Below are 25081 nucleotides of genomic sequence, written 5' to 3'. Positions count from 1 at the left end.
ACAAGCATTCCATAATGACAATGCTTACGGACATGTCAGGGTTAGTTACAGCAATAGCAAATAAATCAGGTATAGTAAAAATCTACAAGCAAGGAGCGCCTTCGGTGCTGGGTTATGAACGGGAGGCTATTACAGAGCCGGGGCCCGGACAGGTAAGAGTGCGGCAGGAAGCCATCGGGCTTAATTTTGTAGATACTTATTACCGCGACGGGAAATTTCCCGTCAAATCGTTTCCTTACACGCCGGGCGTAGAGGCAGCAGGCGTGATCGAGGCCGTTGGGCCTTGGGTGACGGAATTCAATGTGGGCGACCGCGTGGGTTACCATTTCATTCCGGGGGCATATGCGGAAAGCCGCGTGGTATCGACGCAGCAATTGATCCATATTCCGGACAATATCACATCGGAACAAGCGGCGGCCATGCTCGTGAAGGGCTTTACCGCCAGGATGCTTGTGAAAATAGTGAATCCCATTATGCCGGGCGATGTGGTGCTGGTACATGCAGCCGCTGGCGGCGTAGGTACCCTGGTTACCAAATGGGCCAAGGCGCTCGGTGCCACGGTGATCGGTACGACGGGTTCAGAAGAGAAGAAAGAGGTTGTACTCGCTAATGGCGCCGACTACGTGTTTCTGGCCGAATGCCGGGAGTTTGTGCACTCAGTACTGGAAATTACTGAAGGCCACGGTGTCGATGTCGTATTCGACGGGGTGGGAAAAGATACATTCAGCTATTCGCTGGATGTGATCCGAAAAGGTGGCAAAATCGTGCTTTATGGATCGTCGTCGGGCCAGCCCGAGCATATCGATCATGCATTGCTGCGTGAAAGGTCCATCGTAATGGCAACCCCCACGCTCAGCGCGTACATCACTGACCGCGAGGCGCTGGAAGAATATGCCGCCGATACGTTCGATGCATTCAGTAGCGGAATTTTCGGAAAACTCGCCATTACAAAGTATCCATTATCCAAAGCACATCAGGCGCAGGCCGATCTCGAAGCGCGGAAAACAACAGGTTCCGTAATTTTGGTACCGTAAGTTTTTTGCATCAATTCCATGTTATGTCCAAAGTCCTGATCCAGTTTGCCCATCCCACTCACAGTAAATCCAATGTACAAAAGACGTTGGAGCAATATGCCCGCAAGGTAAAGGGGGTGACTTTTAATGATCTGTATGAACATTATCCGGATCTTTTTATAGATATCAAAAGGGAGCAGCAGCTAATGACAAAGCACGATATCATCATATTTCAGCACCCGTTCTACTGGTACAGCAGCCCTCCGATCCTTAAACAGTGGCAGGATCTCGTGCTGGAATACAACTGGGCCTACGGACCAAAAGGGCATGCGCTGAAAGGCAAGAAGATATTCAATGCGCTGTCGTGCGGGGGCGGTCGTGATGCCTACACTGAGTCGGGGTACAATCGTTTTCCCGTCGGTCAGTACCTGCTGCCATTCAACCAGACGGCCTATTTGTGCAGAATGGATTACCTGCCGCCATTTGTGGTGCATGAAACTTATACGATTGAAGACTACACGCTGAAAGCCTATGGCGAACAATATGCCGAACTGCTGGACGCGCTTGTAAATGACCGCATCGACTCGTCTGAGCTGGCCGGAGTCGAATATCTGAACGAACTTTTTCCACACTGAATCATGCAACAATCCTTCTTTTTCCAGGCAATGATATACCTCGCGTCCGCGGTGGTAATGGTTCCTATTGCTAAACGGCTGGGATTGGGATCGGTGTTGGGTTACCTGGTTGCTGGGGTGATCATCGGTCCGGCGGGCCTGAAATTCATAGGAATGGAAGGCCAGGATATTATGCATTTTGCCGAGTTCGGCGTGGTGATGATGCTCTTTGTCATCGGCCTTGAACTCGAACCCTCGCGCCTGTGGCGTATGCGGAAGAGTATCGCCGGCCTCGGGGGATTGCAGGTGGGCGTTACGACCGTTCTCGTAGCGGGTATTGCCATACTATTCGGCATCAGCTGGAAAGAAGCACTCGCGCTGGGGATGATTATCGCGATGTCGTCAACTGCGATTGTGATGCAGACGCTGAATGAAAAAGGCTGGCTGAAAACCGTAGCCGGGCAAAGCTCGTTTGCGGTGCTCCTGTTTCAGGACCTGGCGATCATCCCGATGCTTGCGTTGTTCCCGCTACTCGCCGATCATGCGGGGCTGGCCGACGGGCATGTCGGCGGAGGCTCACTGGTGAGCGCATTGCCCGCGTGGCAGCAGGCCGTTGTGGTATTGCTGTCTGTTTCGGCGATAGTGCTGACCGGTAAATACTTGTTGCGGCCGGTTTTCCGGATGATGGCCCGTACCGCATTGCGCGAAATGTTCACCGCCACGGCATTGCTGCTCGTGGTAGGTATTGCCGTGCTCATGACATCGGTGGGCCTTAGCCCCGCGCTGGGTGCATTTGTAGCTGGTGTGGTGCTCGCGAACAGCGAATACCGCCATGAGCTGGAAAGTTCTATCGATCCTTTCAAAGGCCTGCTGCTCGGGCTGTTCTTCATTTCGGTAGGCTCTTCTATTGATTTTTCACTGGTGGTTTCCAAGCCGTTGCTGATTATCGGATTAGTGGCCGGACTGATGCTGCTGAAAATGGCTATTCTCTTTGTTTTGGGCAAAAAATTCGAAGTACGGAATGCGCAGAACTTTATATTCAGCATCGGTTTGAGCCAGATCGGGGAATTTGCGTTTGTGTTGCTCAGCTTTTCGGTTCAGGAGGGTGTTTTGGGTAAAGAAATCTCAGATACGATGACCGCCGTGGTGGCGATCAGTATGGCCATGACGCCGCTGGCGATGATGGTAAATGAGAAATTTATCCTGACGCGATTCTGCCTCGTGAGCGCGGGACTGCAAACGGCGCAGCGACCAAGTGATGTGGAAGAAGAGGATAACCCGGTGATCATCGCCGGTTATGGGCACTTCGGAAATATAGTAGGCCGTTTTCTGCGGGCGAATGGCGTGGAGGCGACGGTACTTGATAATGATAGCGATAATGTCGATTTTCTTCGCCGGATGGGTCTCAAAGTGTATTATGGCGATGCTACCCGCTATGAATTGCTGGATATTGCCGGTGCAGGCCGCGCCCAAATGATCATTATAGCGATCAGTGATGAGGAAAAGAGGCTGGAATTAATTGAGACAGTGAAAAAGCATTTCCCGAACCTGCATATGCTCGTGCGCTCGACCAACCGCAACGATGCGTACGACCTCATGAATGCGGGGATGATGCATATCTACCGGGAGACGTTCGATACGAGCCTCCGCCTGGGTGTAGATGCATTGAAATTGCTTGGGCATCGCGCGCATGAGGCGACGCGCATGGCCAAGACATTCTTTATCCATGACGAACGTACATTGAAGCATTTGTCGAGCATCCGGAACGATGAAGAATACATCCATGCCGCGCGGCAGCATATGGAAGAGCTGGAAATGATTATGCAGGCCGATAGAGATGCGGTGCATTTGAATGCGCTTGCCGGCTGGGACCGCAAAGCCGAAGCTGAGACCGCCTGATTTACTCAGGATACGCGCAATGGTTCGCCTGCAATTTTTCCCCCAATCCACCCGATTATCATACCCAGCAAACTGGCGAGTAATCCGTAAATAAGGGCAGGGTATTCGGTTTCAATGAAAACACAAACCAGCCATACGACCAGCCCGATAACCATTGAGAGTACGCAGCCAAGCGTATTGCTGGACTTCCAGTAAAGCCCCGCTGCCAATGGAACAAACAGTGAAACGAGACTGAATGCGGACGATTCTGCGACGAGTTCGAAAATGCTTTCCCGGGTTGCTGCCATGAAAATGCACACCAGCGTAATGCCGATGATGCCTGCACGAATGATTTTCAGCAGTTCTCTATCGTCGAGGTCTGGCTTGAAGTATTTGAAAATATTCTCTCCTAATACAACTGCGGGAGCCATAATAGCGCTGCTCGTCGTACTGAGGATCGCGGAAACCAGAGCACCAAAAAACAGGATTTGAAGCGGCAGGTTCATGTGTTTCAGGACCATATTGGGGATGATCATCTGCCCGTCCTTCTCTTCGCCGGGGTAAAGATGGTGCCCGCAAAGTCCGATGAATAGCGGCAGCAAAGCGATGGTGAGGTACATAAGTGATGAAAGCAGCGTCGACTGTACGGATACACGGGCCGATTTGGCCGACATCACCCTTTGAAATACATCCTGCTGCGGGATTGAGCCGAGCCCGATCGTGATCCACGCTGCGAAATATTCGAGGTGGTCTTTAAGGGTATTTTCAGGGAAAAAGCGAAAGAAGCCGGTTGGAGCGGCGTCAAGCAACGGCTGAAAACCTCCCACTTCCTTGTAGAGCACCGCTGCCACAATGACGAGGCCGACGATGATCATGATCGTCTGGATAAAATCGGTAATCGATATCGACCACATTCCGCCCCAGATCGTGTATAGAATCACGACGAACGAACTTGTCAGAATACATGTCAACAACGACCAGCCCAGCACGACTTTCAGAACAATGCCCATGGCCAGTAATTGGGCAGCTATCCAGCTGAAATAGGACGGAATAATGAGGATGGCGGAGAGCAACTCGGCATTGCGCCCGTACCGAATCCTGAAAAAATCACAAAATGTGATAATATTCATTTTGTAAAATCTCCGCGCAAAGAACAATCCTACCAGAAGAAGGCATAGCGAGGCACCAAACGGATCCTCGATGATACCCAACACGCCGTGTTCGATAAGCTCGGTGGGAGCACCCATGATGGTTTCCGAGCCGAACCACGTAGCAAACGTGGCGGAGGCGGCGAGGATCAATGGTAGCTGACGCCCTGCCAACACGAAGTCTTGAGTGGTGGTGATTCTTTTGGAGGCCCAAAGGCCTATTCCCAGGTTTGCCAGCAGATATGCCAGAATGGAAAAGGCCAGCATGCTTTCAGGCTTCCTGGTTTTCTACAATCCATTGAGTAGTAGCATTGATGGTGCCCATTTCCCAGAAAATAGATGGGCTTAACTCAATCCCGAGCCATTCCTGCAACTCGGTTGTGATGTCGACCATAAGAAGGGAATCCAATCGGTAATCGATGATTTCGGCGTCCAGATCTACTTCGGAGGGATCTATTTCCGCATGGTGAGCAATACGCTCAACTATCCAGCCAGAAATTTCGGTAAATGTTTTACTCATTTAGTTGACGTTTGTAACAAGCACTGAATGCTACGTGAAAATAGTACTTTTGCAGGTTTTTAAAAAAAATAGAGATCTTTTTAAGTAACCGATATTAATCTACAATACTCTTTTTGGCGAATATCTCACGTGCTTTCAAACGCTGAATCTTGCCGCTTGATGTCTTGGGCAGCTTACCCGGCTGGATCAGGACAATTTCATGGGGAATAAGCCCGAATGCCAATCCGACGCTCTGCGCCATTTTGTTTTTGATGACTTTCTCATCGTCCGGTGTTTGTGCTACCCGCCGCACTTCACTCACAATCATCAGTGCTTCACCCTGGTCTGTTTCAATGGAAAATGCCGCCGCTGCATTGGGTTGGATATCCGGATGGCTTTCGCTCACTACTTCTTCGATGTCCTGCGGATAATAGTTCACCCCGCGAATGATAATCAACTCTTTGGTACGGCCGGTAATAAAAAGAAGACCATTCTCCATAAAACCTAAATCTCCGGTGCGCAGATAGGGACCTTTCCCGTCACTGGTGTAAGCCTGGAAAGTAGCTTTGGTTGCGTCGGGCTTTTCCCAGTAGCCTGCTGCTACACCTTTGTTCTTTACCCATATTTCTCCTTCTTCTCCATCCGGTAAAATTGCGTTATTTACCGGATCTACGATCGAGACTTCGGTAAATTCCACGGGAGGGCCGCAAGCGACAACTTCCTTGGCGTCCCCCAATTTGCGATAGGTGGCAGGTGTGCCGTTCAAATGCAGGCTGACTGCCAGCGTGGCTTCGGCGAGGCCATAGGACGGAACGAGGCTATTTTTCCTGAAACCGGCGGCTTGTGTCGCGGCAGCGAATCTTTCGAGGGTCGAAATCCGGATCGGCTCGGCGCCTACGTAGAGGACGCGTAAGGGGCTGAGGTCCAATGCATCCAGCTGCTCCTGCGGAATGCGTGCAAGGCAATGGTCTAGCCCGAAGCCGGGCCCGCCGCAGAAACCGGCACGGTAGGTGCTGATTGTTTGCAGCAGCAATGAGGGTTTGGTAATAAACAGCAGCGGAGAGATCACAAAACCGGTCCCGCCGGTAAAAAGCGGGGACAGAAGGCCGTCTACCAACCCCATATCGTGGTAATGCGGCAGCCAGGTAACCGACGTGTCGTCGGCCGTGCGTCCGAAGCAATTATTGATGGCTCTCAGGTTGGCCGTTAGGTTGGTATGACTGATCATAACCCCCTTGGGCTGGCTGGTGGAACCTGAAGTATATTGTAAATAGGCTGTTTCGATGGATTCCTTATGTCGGCGGATAGCGCCGGGTGCGGCCGGTGCGGTCATCAGGTCGTCGGTAAAAATCCATTCGGCGTCGTATTCCTGTAAGGCAGAGGAAGCATCGTTTTTCCGCTGAAACAGCATTTTGTACGTTTTCGTATTGGTAATAATTCCCGAAGCGGCACAGTCGCGCATGATGCTGAGAATACGATTAATTCCCGGCTCGGAATAGCTGATGGGTGCAGGAACTGCAATAATGCCCGCATGCAGAGCGCCCAGGAATGAACATACAAAAGCCGCTTCCGCAGGGAGTAAAAGAATTACCCTCGCGTTGACGGGAAACTTGGCACTCAAAAGGTCGGATGCGGCCTGTACATGCTGATGAAGGTCACTATAATGAAGTTGCTCTGTGATTTCACCCTCTTTGCCAATATAGCCGTAGGCAAGTTTGTCAGGATGTAATCCGGCATTGGTTCTTAGTACATCGAGTATATCCATAAACTGCAAAATAAAAAGAAAAGGCCAGATAAAAGTGGCTTAATGCACAGTATCTGGCCTTTTTTTATCGAAAGGTATTTCAAATTATCGTCTGTGTCCGCGATGGCGGCCATTGTTTCCATAATAATCGTTGTGGCGGTATTGCTTACGGTAAGCACGGTTGTCATGGCGGCGGTACCTGTGGCGGTCGGCATGTATGACCCGCGGCGGTGGCGTCACCACTACTACACGTGGAGGCGGTGGGGGGGCGTGATAATGTCTGTAACCATGCCGGTAGCCATAGTCATAGCCCGGCCCGTAGGAGCGGTAGGTACAGGAGGAAATCGAAATGACTGCGATCAGGGTAAACATGACCGACAGCAAAACACGGTTTTTTTTCACGGTTCTAGTTCGTTTTGTACTAATTCTAAAACGAATTGGATCGTAGGATAGTGCCGGTAACAAGGATATTACCATCGGTGGAAAAAGTTATCCACAGTGTGGATAATCTCTAAAATCGCTTTAACTGGCTGATAATCCGGATTATTGAGAGTTGTCAACAAGTTATACACATTTTGCGTGTGGATAACTTGTTAACAAATATTAGGCTTTAAGCTTCAACATCGTAAATCACGACTTTCTCCCAAAGATGGGCGCATTCTTCCACAAATTTCTTGTGCAGAGGGTGGACCTGATATACGTCGTGCGCAGCTTCATCCTTGAAAATCAGGATCTCTGCGAAATCATAAGTGGCGTCAATAACCGGTCTGCGGGTGGCGGCAGGAGGGCCGATATATGCCGATTCGATGGATTCAATTGCTTCCAGTGACTTGATGCCGGCTAGCAGGGCTTGTCTTGCTTCTTCGTTGTCCTTCTCCTTCAACCAGAAGAATACATTGTGGATAAACATGGATAATGGTTTATGGTGTTAGAAATTGATTATGGATTCAATTGATTGGCGACATCGTCCGTTTTTGCTTCCGGCAACTGCTGATGATACGCTTTCTCGAGCTTGAAAGAAAACGTGGTTCCCTTATCCGGCTTCGACATCACGGCGATCTTCGTGTCGTGGGCATTCAATATATGCTTAACAATGGCAAGTCCCAAACCGGTGCCGCCTATTTCTTTGCTCCGACTCTTGTCGATCCGGTAAAAACGCTCGAAAATACGGTTCAAATGCTCGTGCGGAATGCCTGGGCCGTTGTCTTTTACCTCCACCTCAATGTATTTTTTGCTCTCGCTGAAATGGACGATCACTTTCCCATTTTCGTTACCATACTTGATCGCATTCTCGATCAGGTTGAGCATAACCTGTTCCATCCGGTCGGCGTCGGCCTTGATCCAGACTTCGGGCATATCGTCCGGTTTCACTTTCAAAGTCACGTTACGGTTTTTGGCAATGTGTTCGAGCCGGCTGAAAATGCTGAGGGTCAATTTGCGCAGGTCGGTCGGGACGATATTCATTTTGATATCGCCGGTCTCCATTTGCGAAAGCACGAGAAGGTCCTTCACGAGCACGTCAAGGCTGTCGAGATTATTGGCGGCTTTGCGTAAAAAGCGCTCGCGCACATTTTCATCGTCCATTGCACCGTCGAGCAGCGTGTGGATAAACCCCTGCGCCGCGAAAATCGGTGTTTTGAACTCATGCGAAACATCGGCCAGAAACTCCCTGCGGAATAATTCCAGCTTTTTGAGCTCATCGATTTCCTTTTGTTTTTTGGTCACATAAACAAAGATCTCATCATTGATCGTTTTCAGCGGATTAGACTCCCTGATCAGCTTTTTCCGCGGAGCCATGTTGAAATCCCGCATTTTTAGCTTGTGGATCGTCCGGTACATTTTGTTCACCTCACGGAAAACAAGGATATCGACCGCATAAAGTACCAGGAAAAACGAGGAAATGAAGGAGGAGATGGCGGCGACGAACAGCATCCCTTTTGAAACCCCATCCACGAATGCGAGAAATGTGGTGGTAATGAGGGATATCAGGAATGCTAAAATGACGGCAATGAAACGGGGACTTAACGACATGGTACTTTAAAGCTTGCCTCATGCGAAACTATAAGCTGTCACGTGAGGCGAATCTGTTGAAATTTTAGCCTTAAAGTTAACACTTTGAAACCGGTTTAGATTCGGTTTCGCTTCCGAAGTGGCTTGTTAAGAAATTGTTAACGCTTGTTTTGTCAGGTATGGCCAGGATGTGTCAGGTGTAGTCAGGAATGGTCAGGTGTTGTCAGGTGTAGTCATTGATAGTCAAATGTTGTCAGGGGGAGTCAGGATTTGTTTCAGTCCCAAGCAATACCTGACAATGAATGACAATACCTGACTGCTGCTGACCACTAATGACAACACCTGACAATGAATGACCATACCTGACAACACCTGACAATACTTGACCTTAAAACCCTCCGCGATACTTATATGTACTGGCGACCTTATCAATCGCTACGATGTACGCCGCGATGCGAAGCGATACTTTGTATTTCAGCGAAGTTTCGTACACTTTGTCGAAAGCGTCCTTCATAATGCGGTCGGTACGACGGTTGATACGCTCCAATGTCCATTTGTATCCGATGCGGTTTTGTACCCATTCGAAATAAGAAACCGTCACGCCGCCCGCATTGGCAAGAATGTCGGGTACCACCATAATGCCTTTTTCATTGATAATGTCATCGGCTTTGGCGGAAGTAGGACCGTTGGCGCCTTCCACAATCATGCGAGCCTGAATGCTGGATACATTTTTGCGGGTGATCACATCTTCTTTTGCGGCGGGTACCAGCACGTCCACCGGCAGAGAGAAAAGGTCGTCGCCGGAAATAGGTTCCGCTTTGGCATAACCTTCCAGCGAGCCTTTATTGGCGTCTCGGTAGGCGATGGCATCCGCCACATCGATTCCCTTATCATTATAATATGCTCCCGAAATATCGCTGATCGCGTGAATGGCTGTGCCGCGTTCTCGGAGGAGCAGTGCCGCATGCGAACCAACGTTGCCAAAGCCCTGCACCGCCGCCGTGGCGCGGTAGGGATTAATGCGCAGTTTTTCCATACCTGCCAATGCAGATACCATTACGCCCCGGCCCGTCGCTTCGGTGCGGCCCAGTGAGCCGCCAAGTACGAGCGGCTTGCCTGTTACCACAGCCGGGATCGTCATGCCTTTTGATTTGGAATATTCATCCATCAACCACGCCATTTCGCGGGGGCCGGTACCCATGTCCGGCGCGGGAATATCCTGGTCGGGCCCGAAAACGTCCAGCAATGCCGTCGTGTATGCACGCATAAGGCGCTCGATCTCGCCGGGCGACATTTCGCGCGGGTTACACGCGACGCCGCCTTTGGCACCGCCATAAGGGATATCGACTACCGCGCATTTCCAGGTCATCCAGGCAGCCAATGCGCGGACTTCGTCGAGGTTTACATCAGGATCGAAGCGGATGCCGCCTTTGCTGGGGCCGAGAATGGTAGAGTGGATCACGCGGTAACCTTCGAATGTCCGGATTTCCCCGGAATCCATGGTCACCGGCAGACCGACCGTTACCTGCTTGCGAGGAACTTTGAGGATATAATACATTTCTTCAGATATCCCGAGGAGGTCTACGGCTTTGTCAAATCGCTGCATCATTGACTCCAACGGATTGTCTTTATCCTTAATCGGAGCCGGTTCTATGTACGACATCATTTGATCTTTAAGGTGTTGATATTAAAATAGTTAGCTCAAAAATGCCGAGCTGACGATACAAACTACGCTATTTGTTGTTATAAAAACAAAAAACTAAATTTTCTTGAAATAGTAATAAAATATGAGCGAAGTAGAATGTTTCAGGGGAGTGACAAACATTAAAATTATACCACAGGTTTTGGCGGGAATCCCAAATTTTCTGGCGGGATCGGGCGAAATATTGAAATGCAGGAAAAATAAAAAAAGGAGGCAAAATTTTGCCTCCTTTTCGGGTTTGGAATGTCGGACCGTGACTAGGCCATTTCCAGTTTGGATGCGTAACGCTTGCGATCGTTTTCATCCAGGTATATTTTCCGCATACGCATGTTTTGCGGGGTAACTTCGAGGTATTCGTCTTTCTGGATATATTCCATTGATTCTTCCAGAGAGAAATTGATTTTCGGAGCGATACGCAGACCGTCATCCGAGCCGGAAGCACGCATGTTGGTCAGTTTTTTCGCTTCTTGCAGGTTTACCACGATGTCGTTAGGACGGTTGTGCTCACCTACTACTTGTCCACCGTAAATTTCATCACCCGGATCTACGAAGAAACGTCCGCGATCTTGCAGTTTATCAAGGGTATAGCCTGTTGCAGGGCCTGTGTTTTTCGAAATGATCGATCCGTTCTGACGGCCTGGTATCGGGCCGCGGAATGGCTCGAAGCTTTTGAAACGGTGCGTCATTACAGCCTCACCTTGCGTTGCAGTGAGAACGTTCGAACGAAGACCGATCAGACCACGTGAAGGGATTTCGAATTCAAGGTGCTGCAAATCGCCTTTCGGTTCCATGATCAACAGCTCGCCTTTGCGCTGCGTAGCCAATTCGATCACTTTTCCGGCAGTTTCTTCCGGCACGTCTACTACCAATGTCTCGATTGGTTCGAGGCGCTGGCCGTTTTCGTCTTCTTTGTACAATACCTGTGGCTGACCAACCTGCAACTCGTAACCTTCGCGACGCATGGTTTCAATCAATACCGACAAGTGGAGGATACCACGGCCATAAACCAGGAATTTGTCCTCAGTATCAGTTGGTTCTACGCGCAATGCGAGGTTTTTCTCAGTTTCTTTCAACAACCTGTCACGGATGTGGCGTGAGGTAACGAATTTGCCTTCCTTACCAAAGAACGGCGAGTTGTTGATTGTGAAGAGCATGTTCATCGTAGGCTCATCCACCGCGATACGCGGCAATGCTTCAGGGTTTTCAGCATCAGCGATCGTATCGCCGATTTCGAAATCTTCGATACCGGTTACCGCACAAATATCCCCAGCGCTTACTTCGCTTACTTTGGATTTACCCAAGCCTTCGAACAGCTGTACTTCTTTGATTTTCACTTTCTTGTTCACACCGCCGGCTTTGCAAAGCGTTACAGTCGATCCTTCTTTGATTGTTCCGCGGTGTACACGTCCGATAGCGATACGACCTACGAATGCATTGTAATCGAGCGAAGTGATTTGCATTTGCAGGGTACCTTCTGTTACAACCGGAGCAGGGATTTGCTCAATGATCGTGTCGAGAAGGAAAGTAATATCTTCGGTTGGTTTCTGCCAATCCGGACCCATCCAGCCTTGTTTCGACGATCCATACACGGTCACGAAGTCGAGCTGGTCTTCGGTAGCGCCAAGGTTGAACATCAGGTCGAATACGTTTTCCTGAACTTCTTCCGGGCGGCAGTTTTCTTTATCTACCTTATTAACAACCACGATCGGTTTCAGGCCGAGGCCGATGGCTTTGCCCAACACGAAGCGGGTTTGTGGCATCGGGCCTTCGAATGCATCGACCAGCAACAATACGCCATCCGCCATTTTAAGTACGCGTTCCACCTCACCACCGAAGTCTGCGTGACCTGGTGTGTCAATTACATTGATTTTCACATCTTTGTAACGCACCGATACGTTTTTGGAAACAATTGTAATCCCACGCTCACGTTCCAGATCGTTGTTGTCGAGGAGCAGGTCGTCGAACTCCTGATTGTCGCGAAACAGCTTTGACGCGTGGATGATTTTGTCGACCAAAGTCGTTTTACCGTGGTCAACGTGCGCAATAATTGCGATGTTACGAATGGCTTGCATTGTTTTATGGATCAGTTGTTTACGGTGCTGCTACGAAATGCTCTGAATGCGTGTCAGGACCGATTTGGCTTTTGTCTGGATGTAATTAGGCCAAACAGGGTGCAAAGGTACGTAGTTTTCCTCTGAATAACAGTATTTTACAATTAATTTATTGTTATCCCGTGAAAAACAGCCTTTAAACTAAAAGAAGTGCAAAAAGGGGCGGGAAATGTCAGAGGGTTGGGATTTCTTTTTCCGACATCCGGTAGAGGTTATCCGGATCAAAGTCGACGCCATTGTCCCAGGTAAGCGTCCCGTAGGAATCAAGTTTAACGGTTTTGAAGTAATTCGGATCTGAGAGTTTGCTGATCAAACCATCATTTATCCTTTGATATTTTTCAATGACTTCTTTTAGATCCACGGTACGTATTTCACCTGTGTTGAACTCGCATGTCACGGCGTGATCATGTATCTGTATGATGTTTTTGATGTAGTGCAGCATAGTCTAGATTTCCGTTATACCGAAATTAGTGAAAGCGTTAGGTTTTGCATTCGCCCACACGTTTCGTTAATTTGTAAGGATTGAAATACCATTAAACCTCATGATGAACAAGAACCTATTGGCTGGATTATTCCTGTCTATCAGTACTTTGGCAGTGGCGCAGGACCGCCTGCCGCAGGATCGCCTGCCGCAAGACGATGCAGCCAAATATGCGGCAAGCATAACCCCCTCCGATCTCAAAAAACATCTCGTTATTATTGCTTCCGATAGCCTGGAAGGCCGGGATACCGGTTCGCCCGGCCAGAAAAAGGCGGCGGAATACGTCTCAAAGTACTATAAGCAATACGGATTGCAGCCTATTGTCACCGATGCCGATGGTTCCAAAAGCTACTTGCAGAAATACAAGCTTTATAAGCGCAGCTGGGGAGAAGTGTATGTAACGGCGCATGGCAAGAAGTATGAATTCAATAAGGACTTTTACCTGAACGGATTACTGGACGTTCCTGAGGAGGTTACAACCGACCTGGTTTCGGTAGGTTACGGAATTGAAGACGGAAATTATAGTGATTATGCCAATATCAATATAAAAGGGCAATCCGTGATCATGTTCGATGGCGAGCCCCAAACTTCGGGCGGTAAATACGTGATCAGCGGTAATTCGGAGAAGAGTAAATGGAGCGGCCCCGTTTCGTGGCAGGTTAAAGCGAAATTGGCGAGGGAAAAAGGGGCTAAATATGTTTTCATTATTACCGACAAAACCGGTGAAGACCTGGACAAGGAAATCCGTCAGCGTGCGGTAATGGCCCGGCGGTTCAGTGCACCCACGTTGAAACCGGTACAGGAAAACCCTTCCGGGACAGCGGCGTTTGTGTTTTCAGCGAAAGGAGCGGCAGAAATGCTGGGAACTTCGGTTACGAAGCTCATGAAATTGAAATCCGCGATCGATAAGTCGGGTAAACCTGCTTCGGAAAACTTCGCGAATACGGTTTCATTGAAGGTCGGCCGGGTGAGCGAAACGATCGATACCGAGAATGTGGCGGCATTTATGGAGGGTTCCGACAAAAAGGATGAGGTGTTGGTGATCAGCGCGCATTTGGACCATATCGGTATTTCCGAGAATGGAGAGATCAATAACGGCGCCGACGACGACGGATCGGGAACGGTGTCGCTGCTGGAATTGGCGGAAGCATTCAGTAAAGCCAAAGCCGATGGCAAAGGACCGAGGAGAAGTATTCTCTTTCTGAACGTTACGGGGGAAGAAAAGGGGCTTTTTGGTTCGGAATATTATTCTGAACATCCACTGCTGCCGCTCAAAAACACAATCGCAGACCTGAATATCGATATGATCGGCCGTGTGGACGAAGCGCATAAGAACGATCCGAGGTATGTTTACCTGATCGGTTCGGATAAGCTTTCTTCCAAGCTGCATGAGATCAGCGAGGAGGCCAACAAAAAATACGTCAATTTTAAACTCGATTATACGTTCAACGATCCGAAAGATCCTAACCGCTTCTACTACCGCTCCGACCACTACAATTTTGCCAAAATGGGCGTTCCGGTGATTTTCTATTTCACAGGCGTTCATGAAGACTATCACCGCCCGGGCGACGACGTGGAGAAAATCCTGTTCGACAAGCAATCCGAGATCGTCAAACTTGTCTTCTACACGGCTTGGGAGCTCGTGAACCGCGACGAGCGCATTGTGGTGGATAGTCATAAGGAGTGAATTTTGGGACAATGGAGGAAAGGGAGGAAGGAGGAAAGGGCGGGCCCGCGTAGGGGTAAGGTTGTTTTAAACTAATTATCGAATATGAAACGGGTTTTGTTGCTGCTGGTTTTTTGTATGTTAAGCATCGCCTCATGGGCGCAGGTGCCGGTGGAGAATTCGCTGCTTTGGGAAATCAGCGGTCGTGGGTTGGCGAAACCTTCCTATTTGTTTGGTACCATTCACCTTATTTGTCCAACCGATTTCTCCCTGAGTGATTCCCTGAAAAGTACACTCTCGCGTACGCAGCAAGTGGCGCTTGAAATGGATATGGACGACCCGGGCATGATGGCCGGGATGATGAAAACAATGAATATGGCTACCGGTAACGAGTTGAAAAAGCTCGTTACCGAGCAGGAATACCAGCGGCTCGACCGTTTTTTTAAGGATTCCGTACATGTAGGCCTGGCCATGTTCGAGCGGGCGAAGCCGTTCGTGCTGATGGGGCCGCTATTCAACACTGTGCTGGATTGCCAGCCGCAATCTTATGAAATGGCGCTGATGGAACTTGCCGGCAAGCAAAAATCGGAAGTGATCGGGATTGAGACATTGGAAGAGCAAATGGCTATTTTTGATACAATCCCTTATAAGGATCAGGCAAAAATGCTTCTTAACCTGATAGACAGCCTGCCCTCCGCCCGTAAGGAATTCAAAAGCCTGGTTGCTTTATACAAGGCGCAAAACATCAACGAACTCTACGGAATGACGCTGAAAAGCGAATTCGGGATGGAAGGTAATGAAGAAGTGATGCTCTTCGATCGGAACCAGAGATGGATTCCCCGCATACGCAGGATCGCGAGCGCGAAGCCGACGTTTTTCGCTGTTGGCGCTGCGCATTTGGGCGGGGAGAAGGGGGTGATTGCTTTGCTGAGGAAGGAAGGGTTTGTGGTTAGGGCGGTGAAGTAGTTATTTATGATAAAAATTTTTATACACCACTATGCAATTAAATACTTATCCTTTGTTGAAAAACGAAGATCTGAAATCCTATTACTTTTGGAGTACAGGTCCTAACGGTACGATTAAAAAAGTTATTGTTTTTCAGTTGGTTGATCCGGAACAGGCACTGTACAATCTTGCATTCGGAGATCTTTTCGAAGGTGCTGAGATTTTAAATGATCTTGTTATAACCAATAATGGAGATACACGGGTGGTTCTTGCGACCGTAGGAAAGGCAGTGGTCGAATTTTTGGAAGATTTTCCAAATGCTACAATTGTGGCGGTAGGCAGTACGCCAGTGAGAACCCGATTATATCAAATCAATATTTCCCGGTTCATAAATGAAATTTTGCAAGAGTTTGTTGTAGAAGGGTATTTCGATGGTAGTTGGGAGTTGTTTGAAGGCAACACCAATTACGATGCTTTCATGTTAAAAAAGAAAAGATTAAATTAGAGGTAAACAAACTGCACCACTATGGAAACGAAGCAAAAAAGTATCTTTGGCAATGGAGAGGAAATTAAGATAGATCCGGATATGCCCGATTATTCAAATCATCCATTTTTTTTGGAAAAGAAGAGGAGGGCGATAGAATTCTTAGAGAAGCACCCCATCCCGAAAGAGCTTCTAAGTAACTACAAAAAGCCACAAGAGTAATTCTAAAACGCCGAAATCCACCGCGTCAGCCACTCCGGGCTGAAAAACAGCATTAACAACGCCACTAGCAACAGGCCGGCAACCAACTTGCCGGAAGCACTGTTATTGGTGCTAACCGCCTCAGCTCTCACGGTTTTGAAAAAGAGGAGGTAGGGTAATCGCATATAATAGGCCAGGGAAATGGCTGCATTCAGAATGCCGCCAACGAGCAGCCATAGCATCCAGGTCAGTTCCTGGTCATGGTAGCTTTCCCAAAGCGCCGAGAATACCAGTAATTTGGAAGTGAAACCACCGGTAGGAGGCAAGCCTGCCAATGCGACCATCACAACGGTCAGAATGCCGGAAATCCAGACGTAGTTGCGGCCGAGGCCTTCGTAATCTTTGAGTTCGGTTTCTTGCCTTGGCTGCAAGAGGTCGACGAGGAAGAAGGCAGCGAGGTTGATGACCAGATAGGCTGCGGTGTAAAACACAGCAGCTTCGAACCCGAAACGACTGTATGCAGCAATACCGACGAGGAGGTAACCAGCCTGCGCGATAGATGAATACGCCAACAGGCGGCGTGCATTGCTTTGCCAAAGGGCTGCCACATTGCCGATGGTCATGCTGATCAACGCGATTCCCCCTAAAACCGGGAAATATTGCGCCGGTAAAATGCCTGCCAGGCGCATTAACACGAGGATAACTGCGGCTTTGGGCCCCACGGAAAGGAACGATACCAACGGTGTGGGCGCGGCTTCGTAAACATCTGGCGTCCAGATGTGAAATGGTACAAGTGAAAGTTTGAAAAGCAGGCCGGCAAGCGTTAGTACAATGGTAACCGTTACGACGAGGTCGGAGTTATTGCTGAGGCCGACGGTCAGGGCGTCGTTGGTGATGTCGAGCGTGCCCGTGAGACCGTAAATGAGCGAAATGCCATAAAGCATGACAGCCGAACTGGCGGTTCCGAAAAGCAGGTATTTAATGCCGCCCTCGGCTGCTTTTTTGTAAGGGGACAATGCTACTAGCAGGTATGAACTAATAGAAATCAGTTCCAGCGAGAGGTAGATCGACAGCAGGTGTGTGGACATTGTCAGCAAATGCATGCCCGCCACGGCGGCGATCAGTAATGCGTGGTATTCGGCCGGGAAGTCGTATTTCAGAATGCGGACGTGCAGTAATGTGAATATCCAGGCAAGTGTGATCAGAATTTTGAAGAACACTGCCTGCCTGTCGAGGAATAGCAACGGTTGGAACCTGAATGACGGCTCCGCATTCCATTGACCGATCACTAGCAATAAGGTGATTAAACTCCCTGCAAGCGCTACATTTAGCAAATAGGATGGCAATTTTTCTTTACCGAAACGCTTGGTGAAAATCAGTTCGGTGAGTAGAAACAGGCAAAAGAATACGGCCAGAAAAATTTCAGGGATGATTCCGCCGAGGCTCTGGCGTATATGTATGAGCTGGTCGTTGATATCCAAGAGAGCAGGTACAATTTTTGTGCAAAAGTACGGAAACAACGGCTTCCAAACCTCGAACTTATCAAATTAACCAACTTAAATCATGAAATATCTGCTAAGAATTTTCTCGCTGGTATTCTGCACCATGAGCATTCAGGCGCATGCACAGGATTCGACGGGACTGGCGGGAACGCCTTATCAGGAAACACAACTAGCGACAGGAGAAAAGTCTCCTTACCTTTTAAAAGAATGGTATTCAGGGGCGGTCCGTACCAGTGACGACCGCGTTCATGACGGTCTCCAGCTCCGGTATGATTATCAGAAAGACGAAATAGAATACAAAGCGGGCTCAGGCCTGTACCGCGTTTCGTCCGGCGTAACGGAATTCACCATTCCGAGTGGGGTCGAGTTGTATACTTTCAAAAGTGGTTATCCTGCCACTGGCAATTACACCGAAAAGAGTTTTTACCGAGTACTGTACGATGGAAATACGAAACTTTTGAAAAAATACACGAATCCCATTAAAGTGGAAAAAGCCAGCGCCACAAGGGAAATGGACGCCGGCGCAAAATTATTTCTGTTGAAAGATGGCAAAATGAATCCGGTGCAGCTCAATAACCGCAACAGCTTCCTGAAATTGCTTACAGATGAGCGCAATAAGCTGAACTATGTTATCAAAGAGCAGCAACTGGATTTTGCCGGTGAAGACGACCTGATCCGCCTCCTCGAAGAATACGATTCTTATAAAGCCGGACGAGGCGGTAACTAGCCTAGTTTTCCACAATCCAGCGGTTCACACTATTATATTTCCCTTCAAGCACGATCTTGAAAAAGCCGGAAGGATATTTTGAAATATCTATTTCGGCTTTTTCATTGGTCACATCCACCTCGTCCATCAGGTAGTAAAGGTCGCGGCCGCCTTTCTCGAAATGGTTTGTAGTGGTAAGCCAAACCTTCACTTTTCCCTCTTTTTCAACGGCTTTCCAGGTAATGCTGACTTTGCCACCTGATTTCTGCAGCACCGGCGCTGTGACCGAAAGCTTGCCGGTAAACGGCACGCCATCCACTTCAAATGCCTGTTCCTTTGGAATATTGATGTCCATATGCCGCGCCACAGTTGGGAAAATGTCGACAATGCCCGGTGTGGCATTGAAGCTTGCGTTCAAACCTTTCGCATTGGTGACGATCCAGGTGCTGCGTTCTCGGTCGCTCTGGCCGCCGTGGCCCTTGCCGCCCTTGGCGTCGCGGCCATGGTCGGTGGTGACCACCATTAGCCAGTCTTCATTGAAGCTTTTTTCGCGGTAATTAATGGATTTCCAAATGCGGCCCATCTGGTCGTCCATCATCTGAATAGCTTTATGAAACTGCTCGCTATCGCCATACTTGTGCCCCATATCGTCGGTGTATTCAAGGTAGACCCACGACATGTCCGGGCCGTTGTCGTGAATGTAGGAGGCGGCTTCGTTTACGACTTTTTCATCGATTTTGTGAATGTATTCGCTCTGTTTGTCGTGTCTGAAATGCACGGTATCGAGCTCAAAACCGTCGAATGAGTAATCGATTTGCAGTTTGCCGGTCTGCGGCAGGTTGGTACCTACGAGTTTGGTGCGATTATCAAGCCAGGTCGAGAAAATGGCGCTGCGTTTTTGCGGATATTGCTCTTCCAGGAACCGGAAAAGCGTCCAGTAATTGTAGTTCGGGTCTTTAATATCGTTATCCCAAACATTGTGCTTGTTTACCCACGTGCCTGTGAGCAGGCTGTTGTAGCCCACGGCGGAGATAGTCGGCGTTTGCGAGTACGTGCCTTTACCCCCGCCTACATGTGCGCGCGTATACCCGCCCACCTCCGCGATCGCGTCCAGGTGCGGCGTCGCGATCTTTTCCTTACTGTCGCTGGAAATGCCGTCTACGATCACAAACACGACCTTTTTAGTTTTACTAACCTGGGAGAAGGCGTCAGGGGCAATGAGGGCGGCCGACATTAGCCATAGCAGAAAGGAAAAACGGGTTTTCATAAATTGAATGACTGTTTAATAAAAAATCCCTCAAATTAACGGCTAATTCGCCGGATTTGAGGGATTTTCAGACTAAGAAATTGTTATTAATTCAAAATTTCTTATTCGTTTTTTAGGGACTTACCGGCTGTTCCGGCGCTGCGTCTGTTTTCTTCTTTTTACCAAATGCATACACGATCCCGAAGTGGCTTTTGAGCACACCGCTATCGAATTTGTCCTTCACATACGGATTCAGTTCCAATGCAAGCATAATGCGGCGATTCATCGGAAGCGGCGCAATGCGCACACCCACGTTCACTGAGTAGCCATCGATGGTGATCAGGTCTGCGTCGGCATCTGCAATGCGATACAACGGATTTAGCCTGAGGCCACCACCGATGTACCATTGCGCCACCTCGCCCCTTTTGAGGTTAATCATCGGAAGCAAATCGATGCTCAGGCTGCTGAACAGTGAATTGGTTTGCAAGCGGGTGTCCAGCCAGATCGCCTTTTTCGCATTCGTGCTGACGGTCAGCAGGCTGCTCCAAGGGTAGTAACCCACCGTTGCCTGCGCCCGCAGTTTTCCGAAACTTGCGATCAGCATCAACGTCAGCACAAAAAGAACTCGTTTCATCGAGGAGTGTTTATTAGCGGCGCATCGCTTTTCCCAGCTTGCCTGCCGCCTGCATGGTATTCATTTTTTTCATCATTTTCCGCATTTCATCAAACTGTTTGATCAGGTTGTTGACTTGCAGAATAGTGGTGCCGCTACCATTGGCAATGCGTTTTTTACGGCTTCCGTCGATAATATCCGGGTTTTCACGCTCCTTTTTGGTCATCGACTGGATAATAGCCTCGATAGGCTTGAACGATTCGTTATCGATATCGAGGTTCTTAATTGCCGAGCCCATTCCGGGGATCATTCCGATGAGGTCTTTTACATTACCCATCTTCTTGATTTGCTGCAATTGGCCGAGGAAATCGTCAAAATCGAATTTATTCTGACGCATTTTGGCGTTAATGCGTTTCGCCTCGTCTTCGTCGAATGCCTGCTGCGCACGCTCAACGAGGGAGATCACGTCACCCATGCCGAGGATCCGGCTTGCCATACGATCGGGGTAGAAGGAGTCGAGCGCCTCCATTTTTTCCCCGGTACTGATGTATTTGATCGGTTTCTCCACCACCTGACGGATCGAAAGCGCTGCGCCACCGCGGGCATCACCGTCGAGTTTGGTCAGAACGACACCATCGAAGTCGAGTCTTTCATTAAAGGTCTTGGCCGTATTCACCGCATCCTGACCCGTCATCGAGTCGACCACGAAGAGGATTTCGGAAGGTTTTACGGAAGTTTTAATGTCTTCCACCTCCTTCATCATCACCTCGTCCACCGCCAAACGGCCCGCTGTATCGACGATCACGATCTTCTTGCCGGACTTTTTCGCGTGAGCCACCGCATTCTGTGCAATGCTTACTGCATTTTTGTTCTCAGGCTCTGAGTAGACTTCTACGCCGATCTGCTCACCGAGCACTTTCAGCTGGTCGATCGCCGCAGGGCGGTACACGTCGCAGGCAGTAAGAAGCACCTGGCGACCTTGTTTTTTAAGCAACGAGGCGAGTTTTCCGGAGAAAGTCGTTTTACCCGAACCTTGCAAACCTGCGATGAGGATTACCGCCGGGTCGCCTTTGATATTGATCCCCTCTGCATTGCCCCCCATCAATTCGGTGAGCTCTTCCTGCACGATTTTGACGAACATCTGCCCTGGTTCAACAGAAATCAGGATTTTTCTGTCGATAGCCTTTTCGCGGATGCGGTCGGTAATTTCTTTGGCTACTTTAAAGTTTACATCGGCATCGACCAATGCTTTGCGGACTTCCTTGGTAGTAGCGGCAACATTTATATCTGATATGCGATCCTTTCCTTTTAGTGTGCGAAAGGCGTTATTAAGCTTGTCCTGTAAGTTTTCAAACATGGAATAATATCTATGAATCTGAACCTGAATTTGAAATAAAACACAAAGGTATAAATAAAATGAGGAGTACGGGAAGGTTACCTCCTGTACTCCTCAATATTCGGTTGGTTCGAAGCTCCCGCTCCCGCTCGTTCGAAGCTCCGCTTCGGACTCGTTACTGCTTCACCGCAACACTCAATTCGGCCGGTTTGGGTGCCTGAATGCCGTCGATCGCGAACTGGCGGCTGATGCCCTCGTGTACGTCGTAATAAGTTTCCCAGTAGGTCGCGCTGGGCGTCCATACGCGTACATCGAAGAAAATGGCGTTTTCGGTAAGCTTGGTTACCAGGATATCATGCTGCACATCTTTCAATGCGGTAGGGCAGGCGTCGACTACCTTTTGTACCGATGCTCTAATCTTATCGACTCCATTCTGGCTTCCCGCAGCGAACACCATATCGACGCGGATCTTGCCTTTTCCTGAGATATTAGTGATCGGCGAGGTCGATAATGCGCCGTTCGGGAGGATAATGGTCTTGTTATCCGGTGTTACCAGGATAGTATTGAAAATCTGCACACCTTCTACCGTTCCGGTAAATCCCTGGGCATTAATGAGATCTCCCACGCGGTAAGGCTTGAAGATGAGGATCAGCACCCCTCCCGCAAAATTAGCCAGGCTGCCTTGCAATGCCAGGCCTACTGCCAAACCTGCCGCACCGAGTACCGCAACGAATGAGGAAGTTTCGATACCCACAATGCCCGCGATACTCAGCAGCAGCATTACATTGAGCAAAACAACGATCAGTGAGCTCAGGAACGGCTGTACGTCACGGTCGACCTTGCGTTTTTCCATTACATTGCTGAGCATCGTGCTGATTTTGCCCACAATGAAACGGCCGATGATAAATGCCAGCAGAGCGAGTAAAATTTTGCCGCCATAGAGTGTTGCCAGCGTCCAGATCTGCGCTTTGATAATGTCAAAATTCATGTTGTAGAGATTTTGTTGATAAGATGTGATGTGTGAAACGTTTGTGACTTCAAATTGCATTCAATTGCAAAGTCACTCATTCCGCAGACATTAGCAATGGGGTGGGTAAAATCTTCGAGTAGAATTTGTTCTATTTGAGGTAGTAATATCATGAAAAAAGGGCGAGCAATGGCTGATTACCACTTGCCCGCCCCTTGGGGTATACTTTGTATTGCGCTTATTTCTTGAATTTGGCGGCGATCCAGCGGAACATTTTCTTTTCCTTTTCCCAGAAAAATGAGAATTGGCCTAAGAGAAAACCGTACAACAGCAGCAAGCTTTGGTAAGTCGGGAAGATGAACAGAATGTAGGTAATCGTTTTGAGCCACATTGGCGTCGTGTCGTCATACCCCAGCAAATAAAAGAGCCCTTTGCGGAGCCATACGACCGACGAACCCGACAAACTGAAAACTGCGAGTACCAATAAAACCTGCCTGGTTGTTTCCAATCCCCATTTTTCCTGCATTTTACCCAACCAGGGCTGTGCATTCTTTTCTCCGCTTTGCATATGTTACTGTATTGACTGCGACTGAATTTCCTGCAAAGAAACAATGCGAATCGCAAAAATCCTTGGTTTTAATGAAGGTTTAATAGCCGAGTTCGTGAAAGGCGGAGCATTTATTTAATCTTCAAAAACACCAGTAACCCCAGCACACTCACCACCAAAACACTTGCAGCCGCGGCCGTCATAACCCCGTCGCGCGCATTCTTGCCGAGGAAGTCCAGCCCGCTGTATTTGTGCAGGAATGCGAAGCTGAAACCTTCACGGCGATCGCGATCTTCCACTTTCGTTGAAAGGCGACTGGTAGTGGTTTCGATATAATACGTCGTATGATCGGGTGTATCGTAGGTCAGTTTTACCACCGGCAGCCGTTTGTTCACAAAACCATATTCACCGGCGAAACTGGTTACGAGTGAAGCTTTATCTACTTCTGCATCCGAAATGGGCGAAGAAATCTGGGCTTCCATCAGGTCGCAGCAACTTTCGGCGTTGCGCTCCTCCTGCGCGGCGAACTTGCGCGCAAGGTATTTCGCGAAACGGATATTGCCGTCTTCCAGCTTTTTACCATCGTGGATGTTAGTGTAATCCACCACTGTTTTGTCGGTTTCCCAATCCTTTCGAACGGTTTGCCAGAAAATGTTCTCTCCCCATTTGATCAGCCCGATGTTGGTAACGCCTTTGAGATCGATCATCGACGCCTGGGCTATTTCCTCCGTTTTGATGACCGGGTCGTACACATATTTCTGCCGCTGGTCGGGATCGAGTTTCTGGATGGCGTGGTAGGCGCCCGAGAATGCGAACGTGAATGTGAAAATGCTGCACCAGATGCCGATCGAACGGTGGTACTTACGTAGAATGCCCCGCTGGTTGCCCGAACGGCCGGTTTTGAACTTTTTCCACATTAACCCATACACCAGCACTCCTGCGACTGCCGAAAGAATAATGAGGCTCAGGAAAGTCACCATTACCGTAATGCGGATGGTATTGTTGGTGATCATGTCCATAAAACCCCAGTTATGAAACGTGCTGAATATCCAGATGAACGCTTTACGCCCGCTATCGTTAAATGTAGCAAAGCGGCTCTGGCCGGTTTCGACATAAATATCCATCTTCCGGCTGTCGTCGAAACTGATTTTCCACACGGGCAGAAACCGGTTCACATACTTGTATTGATCGGTAAATTCGGTCAGCAACGTGCTGGAAATAATCTTCGATTTCGGCTCGCCAAGCATGGAGCGTGCCATGTGTTCGGCATATTTCTGGTCGCCGTCAGGGAGTTCAGAGCCGTTGGTGGTGCTGAAATACCTCAATTTATTATCGACGCCCTTCACCTGGTACCATGCATTCCCGTCAAATTTGATCAGCCGGAAATTTTTGAATTCCGCGATTTTGTTTTGGGTTAAAACCTGCCCGAGCTGTAATGTTACGTCGGCGGGCGCCACTGGTTCGGCTTTGTAAAACTCATGGGCAATGGTGGTTTTGAACCAATGCGACATGAACGGGTGCATGACGCCCGATGCGGTCCAGAAAATAGTGGGAACAAGTGCCAGCAGCCCCAATATCCGGTGCCAGCGATAGATGTTTCTGCGGATCGTCTTTTCGGCCTTTGCCTTGAATGACTCTTTGGGTTGAATAGCAATATCCTCGATCATA

24 protein-coding genes are annotated in these 25081 nt (G+C 49.0%); 8 read left to right on the top strand and 16 right to left on the bottom strand.

Annotated elements, in window-relative coordinates:
• Positions 1–32: 32 nt before the first annotated feature.
• Genes ACQ4MZ_RS25520 through ACQ4MZ_RS25510 form a run of 3 tightly spaced genes read left to right on the top strand, consistent with a single transcriptional unit; the run spans position 33 to position 3526 of the window.
• On the top strand, positions 33–1034 hold the full coding sequence (locus ACQ4MZ_RS25520; RefSeq protein WP_430849907.1) for a quinone oxidoreductase family protein: 1002 nt from the start codon (positions 33–35) through the stop codon (positions 1032–1034).
• Between the two features lie 23 nt (positions 1035–1057).
• Positions 1058–1648 (top strand): NAD(P)H-dependent oxidoreductase, encoded by a 591-nt coding sequence (locus ACQ4MZ_RS25515; RefSeq protein WP_430849905.1) that lies wholly within the window; start codon positions 1058–1060, stop codon positions 1646–1648.
• 3 nt (positions 1649–1651) lie between these two features.
• Positions 1652–3526 (top strand): monovalent cation:proton antiporter-2 (CPA2) family protein, encoded by a 1875-nt coding sequence (locus ACQ4MZ_RS25510; RefSeq protein WP_430849903.1) that lies wholly within the window; start codon positions 1652–1654, stop codon positions 3524–3526.
• Between the two features lie 5 nt (positions 3527–3531).
• Here the strand turns inward: ACQ4MZ_RS25510 and ACQ4MZ_RS25505 are convergent, their stop codons facing one another.
• The 9 genes from ACQ4MZ_RS25505 to ACQ4MZ_RS25465 form a co-directional block, all read right to left on the bottom strand.
• Complete coding sequence (locus tag ACQ4MZ_RS25505; protein ID WP_430849901.1) at positions 3532–4920, bottom strand: sodium:solute symporter family protein; 1389 nt, start codon at positions 4918–4920, stop codon at positions 3532–3534.
• 4 nt (positions 4921–4924) lie between these two features.
• The gene (locus tag ACQ4MZ_RS25500; RefSeq protein WP_106595530.1) at positions 4925–5173 is read right to left on the bottom strand and encodes an acyl carrier protein; all 249 of its coding nucleotides are present in this window, start codon (positions 5171–5173) and stop codon (positions 4925–4927) included.
• A gap of 94 nt (positions 5174–5267) precedes the next feature.
• Entirely contained in the window at positions 5268–6917 is a 1650-nt protein-coding gene (locus ACQ4MZ_RS25495) for a fatty acyl-AMP ligase (protein WP_430849899.1), read from the bottom strand.
• A gap of 84 nt (positions 6918–7001) precedes the next feature.
• On the bottom strand, positions 7002–7298 hold the full coding sequence (locus ACQ4MZ_RS25490) for a hypothetical protein (RefSeq protein ID WP_430849897.1): 297 nt from the start codon (positions 7296–7298) through the stop codon (positions 7002–7004).
• Positions 7299–7506: 208 nt separating this feature from the next.
• Complete coding sequence (locus tag ACQ4MZ_RS25485; protein ID WP_106595527.1) at positions 7507–7806, bottom strand: Dabb family protein; 300 nt, start codon at positions 7804–7806, stop codon at positions 7507–7509.
• Between the two features lie 29 nt (positions 7807–7835).
• A complete protein-coding gene (locus tag ACQ4MZ_RS25480) occupies positions 7836–8927 on the bottom strand; it encodes a sensor histidine kinase (protein WP_430849895.1) in 1092 nt (363 codons plus the stop codon).
• Positions 8928–9294: 367 nt separating this feature from the next.
• Positions 9295–10569 carry a Glu/Leu/Phe/Val family dehydrogenase gene (locus ACQ4MZ_RS25475; RefSeq protein WP_430850247.1) on the bottom strand — a complete coding sequence of 425 codons (1275 nt, stop codon included), beginning with the start codon at positions 10567–10569 and terminating at the stop codon, positions 9295–9297.
• Positions 10570–10865: 296 nt separating this feature from the next.
• A complete protein-coding gene (gene typA / locus ACQ4MZ_RS25470) occupies positions 10866–12680 on the bottom strand; it encodes a translational GTPase TypA (protein WP_430849893.1) in 1815 nt (604 codons plus the stop codon).
• A 211-nt stretch (positions 12681–12891) separates the two neighbouring features.
• Positions 12892–13161, bottom strand: a complete 270-nt coding sequence (locus ACQ4MZ_RS25465) for a DUF2442 domain-containing protein (RefSeq protein WP_430849891.1) — start codon at positions 13159–13161, stop codon at positions 12892–12894.
• Positions 13162–13261: 100 nt separating this feature from the next.
• Between ACQ4MZ_RS25465 and ACQ4MZ_RS25460 the strand changes: the two genes are divergently transcribed.
• The 4 genes from ACQ4MZ_RS25460 (at position 13262) to ACQ4MZ_RS25445 (ending at position 16517) form a co-directional block, all read left to right on the top strand.
• On the top strand, positions 13262–14887 hold the full coding sequence (locus ACQ4MZ_RS25460) for a M28 family peptidase (protein ID WP_430849889.1): 1626 nt from the start codon (positions 13262–13264) through the stop codon (positions 14885–14887).
• Between the two features lie 84 nt (positions 14888–14971).
• Positions 14972–15832 carry a TraB/GumN family protein gene (locus ACQ4MZ_RS25455; RefSeq protein WP_430849887.1) on the top strand — a complete coding sequence of 287 codons (861 nt, stop codon included), beginning with the start codon at positions 14972–14974 and terminating at the stop codon, positions 15830–15832.
• 31 nt (positions 15833–15863) lie between these two features.
• On the top strand, positions 15864–16316 hold the full coding sequence (locus ACQ4MZ_RS25450; protein ID WP_430849885.1) for a DUF6934 family protein: 453 nt from the start codon (positions 15864–15866) through the stop codon (positions 16314–16316).
• 21 nt (positions 16317–16337) lie between these two features.
• Positions 16338–16517, top strand: a complete 180-nt coding sequence (locus tag ACQ4MZ_RS25445) for a hypothetical protein (protein WP_430849883.1) — start codon at positions 16338–16340, stop codon at positions 16515–16517.
• A 2-nt stretch (positions 16518–16519) separates the two neighbouring features.
• On the opposite strand, the gene ACQ4MZ_RS25440 is transcribed toward ACQ4MZ_RS25445, so the two are convergent.
• Positions 16520–17977: an NADH-quinone oxidoreductase subunit N gene (locus tag ACQ4MZ_RS25440; RefSeq protein ID WP_430849881.1), complete on the bottom strand. Its 1458-nt coding sequence runs from the start codon at positions 17975–17977 to the stop codon at positions 16520–16522.
• 82 nt (positions 17978–18059) lie between these two features.
• On the opposite strand from ACQ4MZ_RS25440, the gene ACQ4MZ_RS25435 reads away from it, so the two are divergent.
• The gene (locus ACQ4MZ_RS25435; protein ID WP_430849879.1) at positions 18060–18725 is read left to right on the top strand and encodes a hypothetical protein; all 666 of its coding nucleotides are present in this window, start codon (positions 18060–18062) and stop codon (positions 18723–18725) included.
• 1 nt (position 18726) lies between these two features.
• Here ACQ4MZ_RS25435 and ACQ4MZ_RS25430 read toward each other — a convergent pair whose 3' ends face one another.
• The 6 genes from ACQ4MZ_RS25430 to ACQ4MZ_RS25405 form a co-directional block, all read right to left on the bottom strand.
• The gene (locus ACQ4MZ_RS25430; RefSeq protein WP_430849877.1) at positions 18727–19971 is read right to left on the bottom strand and encodes an alkaline phosphatase family protein; all 1245 of its coding nucleotides are present in this window, start codon (positions 19969–19971) and stop codon (positions 18727–18729) included.
• A gap of 112 nt (positions 19972–20083) precedes the next feature.
• A complete protein-coding gene (locus tag ACQ4MZ_RS25425) occupies positions 20084–20584 on the bottom strand; it encodes a hypothetical protein (RefSeq protein ID WP_430849875.1) in 501 nt (166 codons plus the stop codon).
• 13 nt (positions 20585–20597) lie between these two features.
• Entirely contained in the window at positions 20598–21920 is a 1323-nt protein-coding gene (gene ffh / locus ACQ4MZ_RS25420) for a signal recognition particle protein (protein WP_106595514.1), read from the bottom strand.
• 154 nt (positions 21921–22074) lie between these two features.
• Entirely contained in the window at positions 22075–22887 is an 813-nt protein-coding gene (locus tag ACQ4MZ_RS25415; protein WP_430849873.1) for a mechanosensitive ion channel family protein, read from the bottom strand.
• A 217-nt stretch (positions 22888–23104) separates the two neighbouring features.
• Positions 23105–23434 carry a DUF6787 family protein gene (locus ACQ4MZ_RS25410; RefSeq protein ID WP_019944969.1) on the bottom strand — a complete coding sequence of 110 codons (330 nt, stop codon included), beginning with the start codon at positions 23432–23434 and terminating at the stop codon, positions 23105–23107.
• Positions 23435–23544: 110 nt separating this feature from the next.
• Positions 23545–25080 (bottom strand): PepSY domain-containing protein, encoded by a 1536-nt coding sequence (locus tag ACQ4MZ_RS25405; protein WP_430849870.1) that lies wholly within the window; start codon positions 25078–25080, stop codon positions 23545–23547.
• Position 25081: the final 1 nt, after the last annotated feature.

Origin of the sequence: Dyadobacter sp. BHUBP1 (genome assembly GCF_050587785.1) — a bacterium.
Lineage (GTDB): Bacteria > Bacteroidota > Bacteroidia > Cytophagales > Spirosomataceae > Dyadobacter.
This window is presented reverse-complemented; position numbering and strand designations above follow the sequence as displayed.

What these genes read in the sequence shown, in the direction of transcription:
- ACQ4MZ_RS25520 (WP_430849907.1), top strand. Translation starts at nt 33, where the DNA reads ATGTCAGGGTTAGTTACAGCAATAGCAAATAAATCAGGTATAGTAAAA.
- ACQ4MZ_RS25515 (WP_430849905.1), top strand. Translation starts at nt 1,058, where the DNA reads ATGTCCAAAGTCCTGATCCAGTTTGCCCATCCCACTCACAGTAAATCC.
- ACQ4MZ_RS25510 (WP_430849903.1), top strand. Translation starts at nt 1,652, where the DNA reads ATGCAACAATCCTTCTTTTTCCAGGCAATGATATACCTCGCGTCCGCG.
- ACQ4MZ_RS25505 (WP_430849901.1), bottom strand. Translation starts at nt 4,920, where the DNA reads ATGCTGGCCTTTTCCATTCTGGCATATCTGCTGGCAAACCTGGGAATA.
- ACQ4MZ_RS25500 (WP_106595530.1), bottom strand. Translation starts at nt 5,173, where the DNA reads ATGAGTAAAACATTTACCGAAATTTCTGGCTGGATAGTTGAGCGTATT.
- ACQ4MZ_RS25495 (WP_430849899.1), bottom strand. Translation starts at nt 6,917, where the DNA reads ATGGATATACTCGATGTACTAAGAACCAATGCCGGATTACATCCTGAC.
- ACQ4MZ_RS25485 (WP_106595527.1), bottom strand. Translation starts at nt 7,806, where the DNA reads ATGTTTATCCACAATGTATTCTTCTGGTTGAAGGAGAAGGACAACGAA.
- ACQ4MZ_RS25480 (WP_430849895.1), bottom strand. Translation starts at nt 8,927, where the DNA reads ATGTCGTTAAGTCCCCGTTTCATTGCCGTCATTTTAGCATTCCTGATA.
- ACQ4MZ_RS25475 (WP_430850247.1), bottom strand. Translation starts at nt 10,569, where the DNA reads ATGTCGTACATAGAACCGGCTCCGATTAAGGATAAAGACAATCCGTTG.
- typA (WP_430849893.1), bottom strand. Translation starts at nt 12,680, where the DNA reads ATGCAAGCCATTCGTAACATCGCAATTATTGCGCACGTTGACCACGGT.
- ACQ4MZ_RS25465 (WP_430849891.1), bottom strand. Translation starts at nt 13,161, where the DNA reads ATGCTGCACTACATCAAAAACATCATACAGATACATGATCACGCCGTG.
- ACQ4MZ_RS25460 (WP_430849889.1), top strand. Translation starts at nt 13,262, where the DNA reads ATGATGAACAAGAACCTATTGGCTGGATTATTCCTGTCTATCAGTACT.
- ACQ4MZ_RS25455 (WP_430849887.1), top strand. Translation starts at nt 14,972, where the DNA reads ATGAAACGGGTTTTGTTGCTGCTGGTTTTTTGTATGTTAAGCATCGCC.
- ACQ4MZ_RS25450 (WP_430849885.1), top strand. Translation starts at nt 15,864, where the DNA reads ATGCAATTAAATACTTATCCTTTGTTGAAAAACGAAGATCTGAAATCC.
- ACQ4MZ_RS25445 (WP_430849883.1), top strand. Translation starts at nt 16,338, where the DNA reads ATGGAAACGAAGCAAAAAAGTATCTTTGGCAATGGAGAGGAAATTAAG.
- ACQ4MZ_RS25435 (WP_430849879.1), top strand. Translation starts at nt 18,060, where the DNA reads ATGAAATATCTGCTAAGAATTTTCTCGCTGGTATTCTGCACCATGAGC.
- ACQ4MZ_RS25430 (WP_430849877.1), bottom strand. Translation starts at nt 19,971, where the DNA reads ATGAAAACCCGTTTTTCCTTTCTGCTATGGCTAATGTCGGCCGCCCTC.
- ACQ4MZ_RS25425 (WP_430849875.1), bottom strand. Translation starts at nt 20,584, where the DNA reads ATGAAACGAGTTCTTTTTGTGCTGACGTTGATGCTGATCGCAAGTTTC.
- ffh (WP_106595514.1), bottom strand. Translation starts at nt 21,920, where the DNA reads ATGTTTGAAAACTTACAGGACAAGCTTAATAACGCCTTTCGCACACTA.
- ACQ4MZ_RS25415 (WP_430849873.1), bottom strand. Translation starts at nt 22,887, where the DNA reads ATGAATTTTGACATTATCAAAGCGCAGATCTGGACGCTGGCAACACTC.
- ACQ4MZ_RS25410 (WP_019944969.1), bottom strand. Translation starts at nt 23,434, where the DNA reads ATGCAAAGCGGAGAAAAGAATGCACAGCCCTGGTTGGGTAAAATGCAG.
- ACQ4MZ_RS25405 (WP_430849870.1), bottom strand. Translation starts at nt 25,080, where the DNA reads ATGATCGAGGATATTGCTATTCAACCCAAAGAGTCATTCAAGGCAAAG.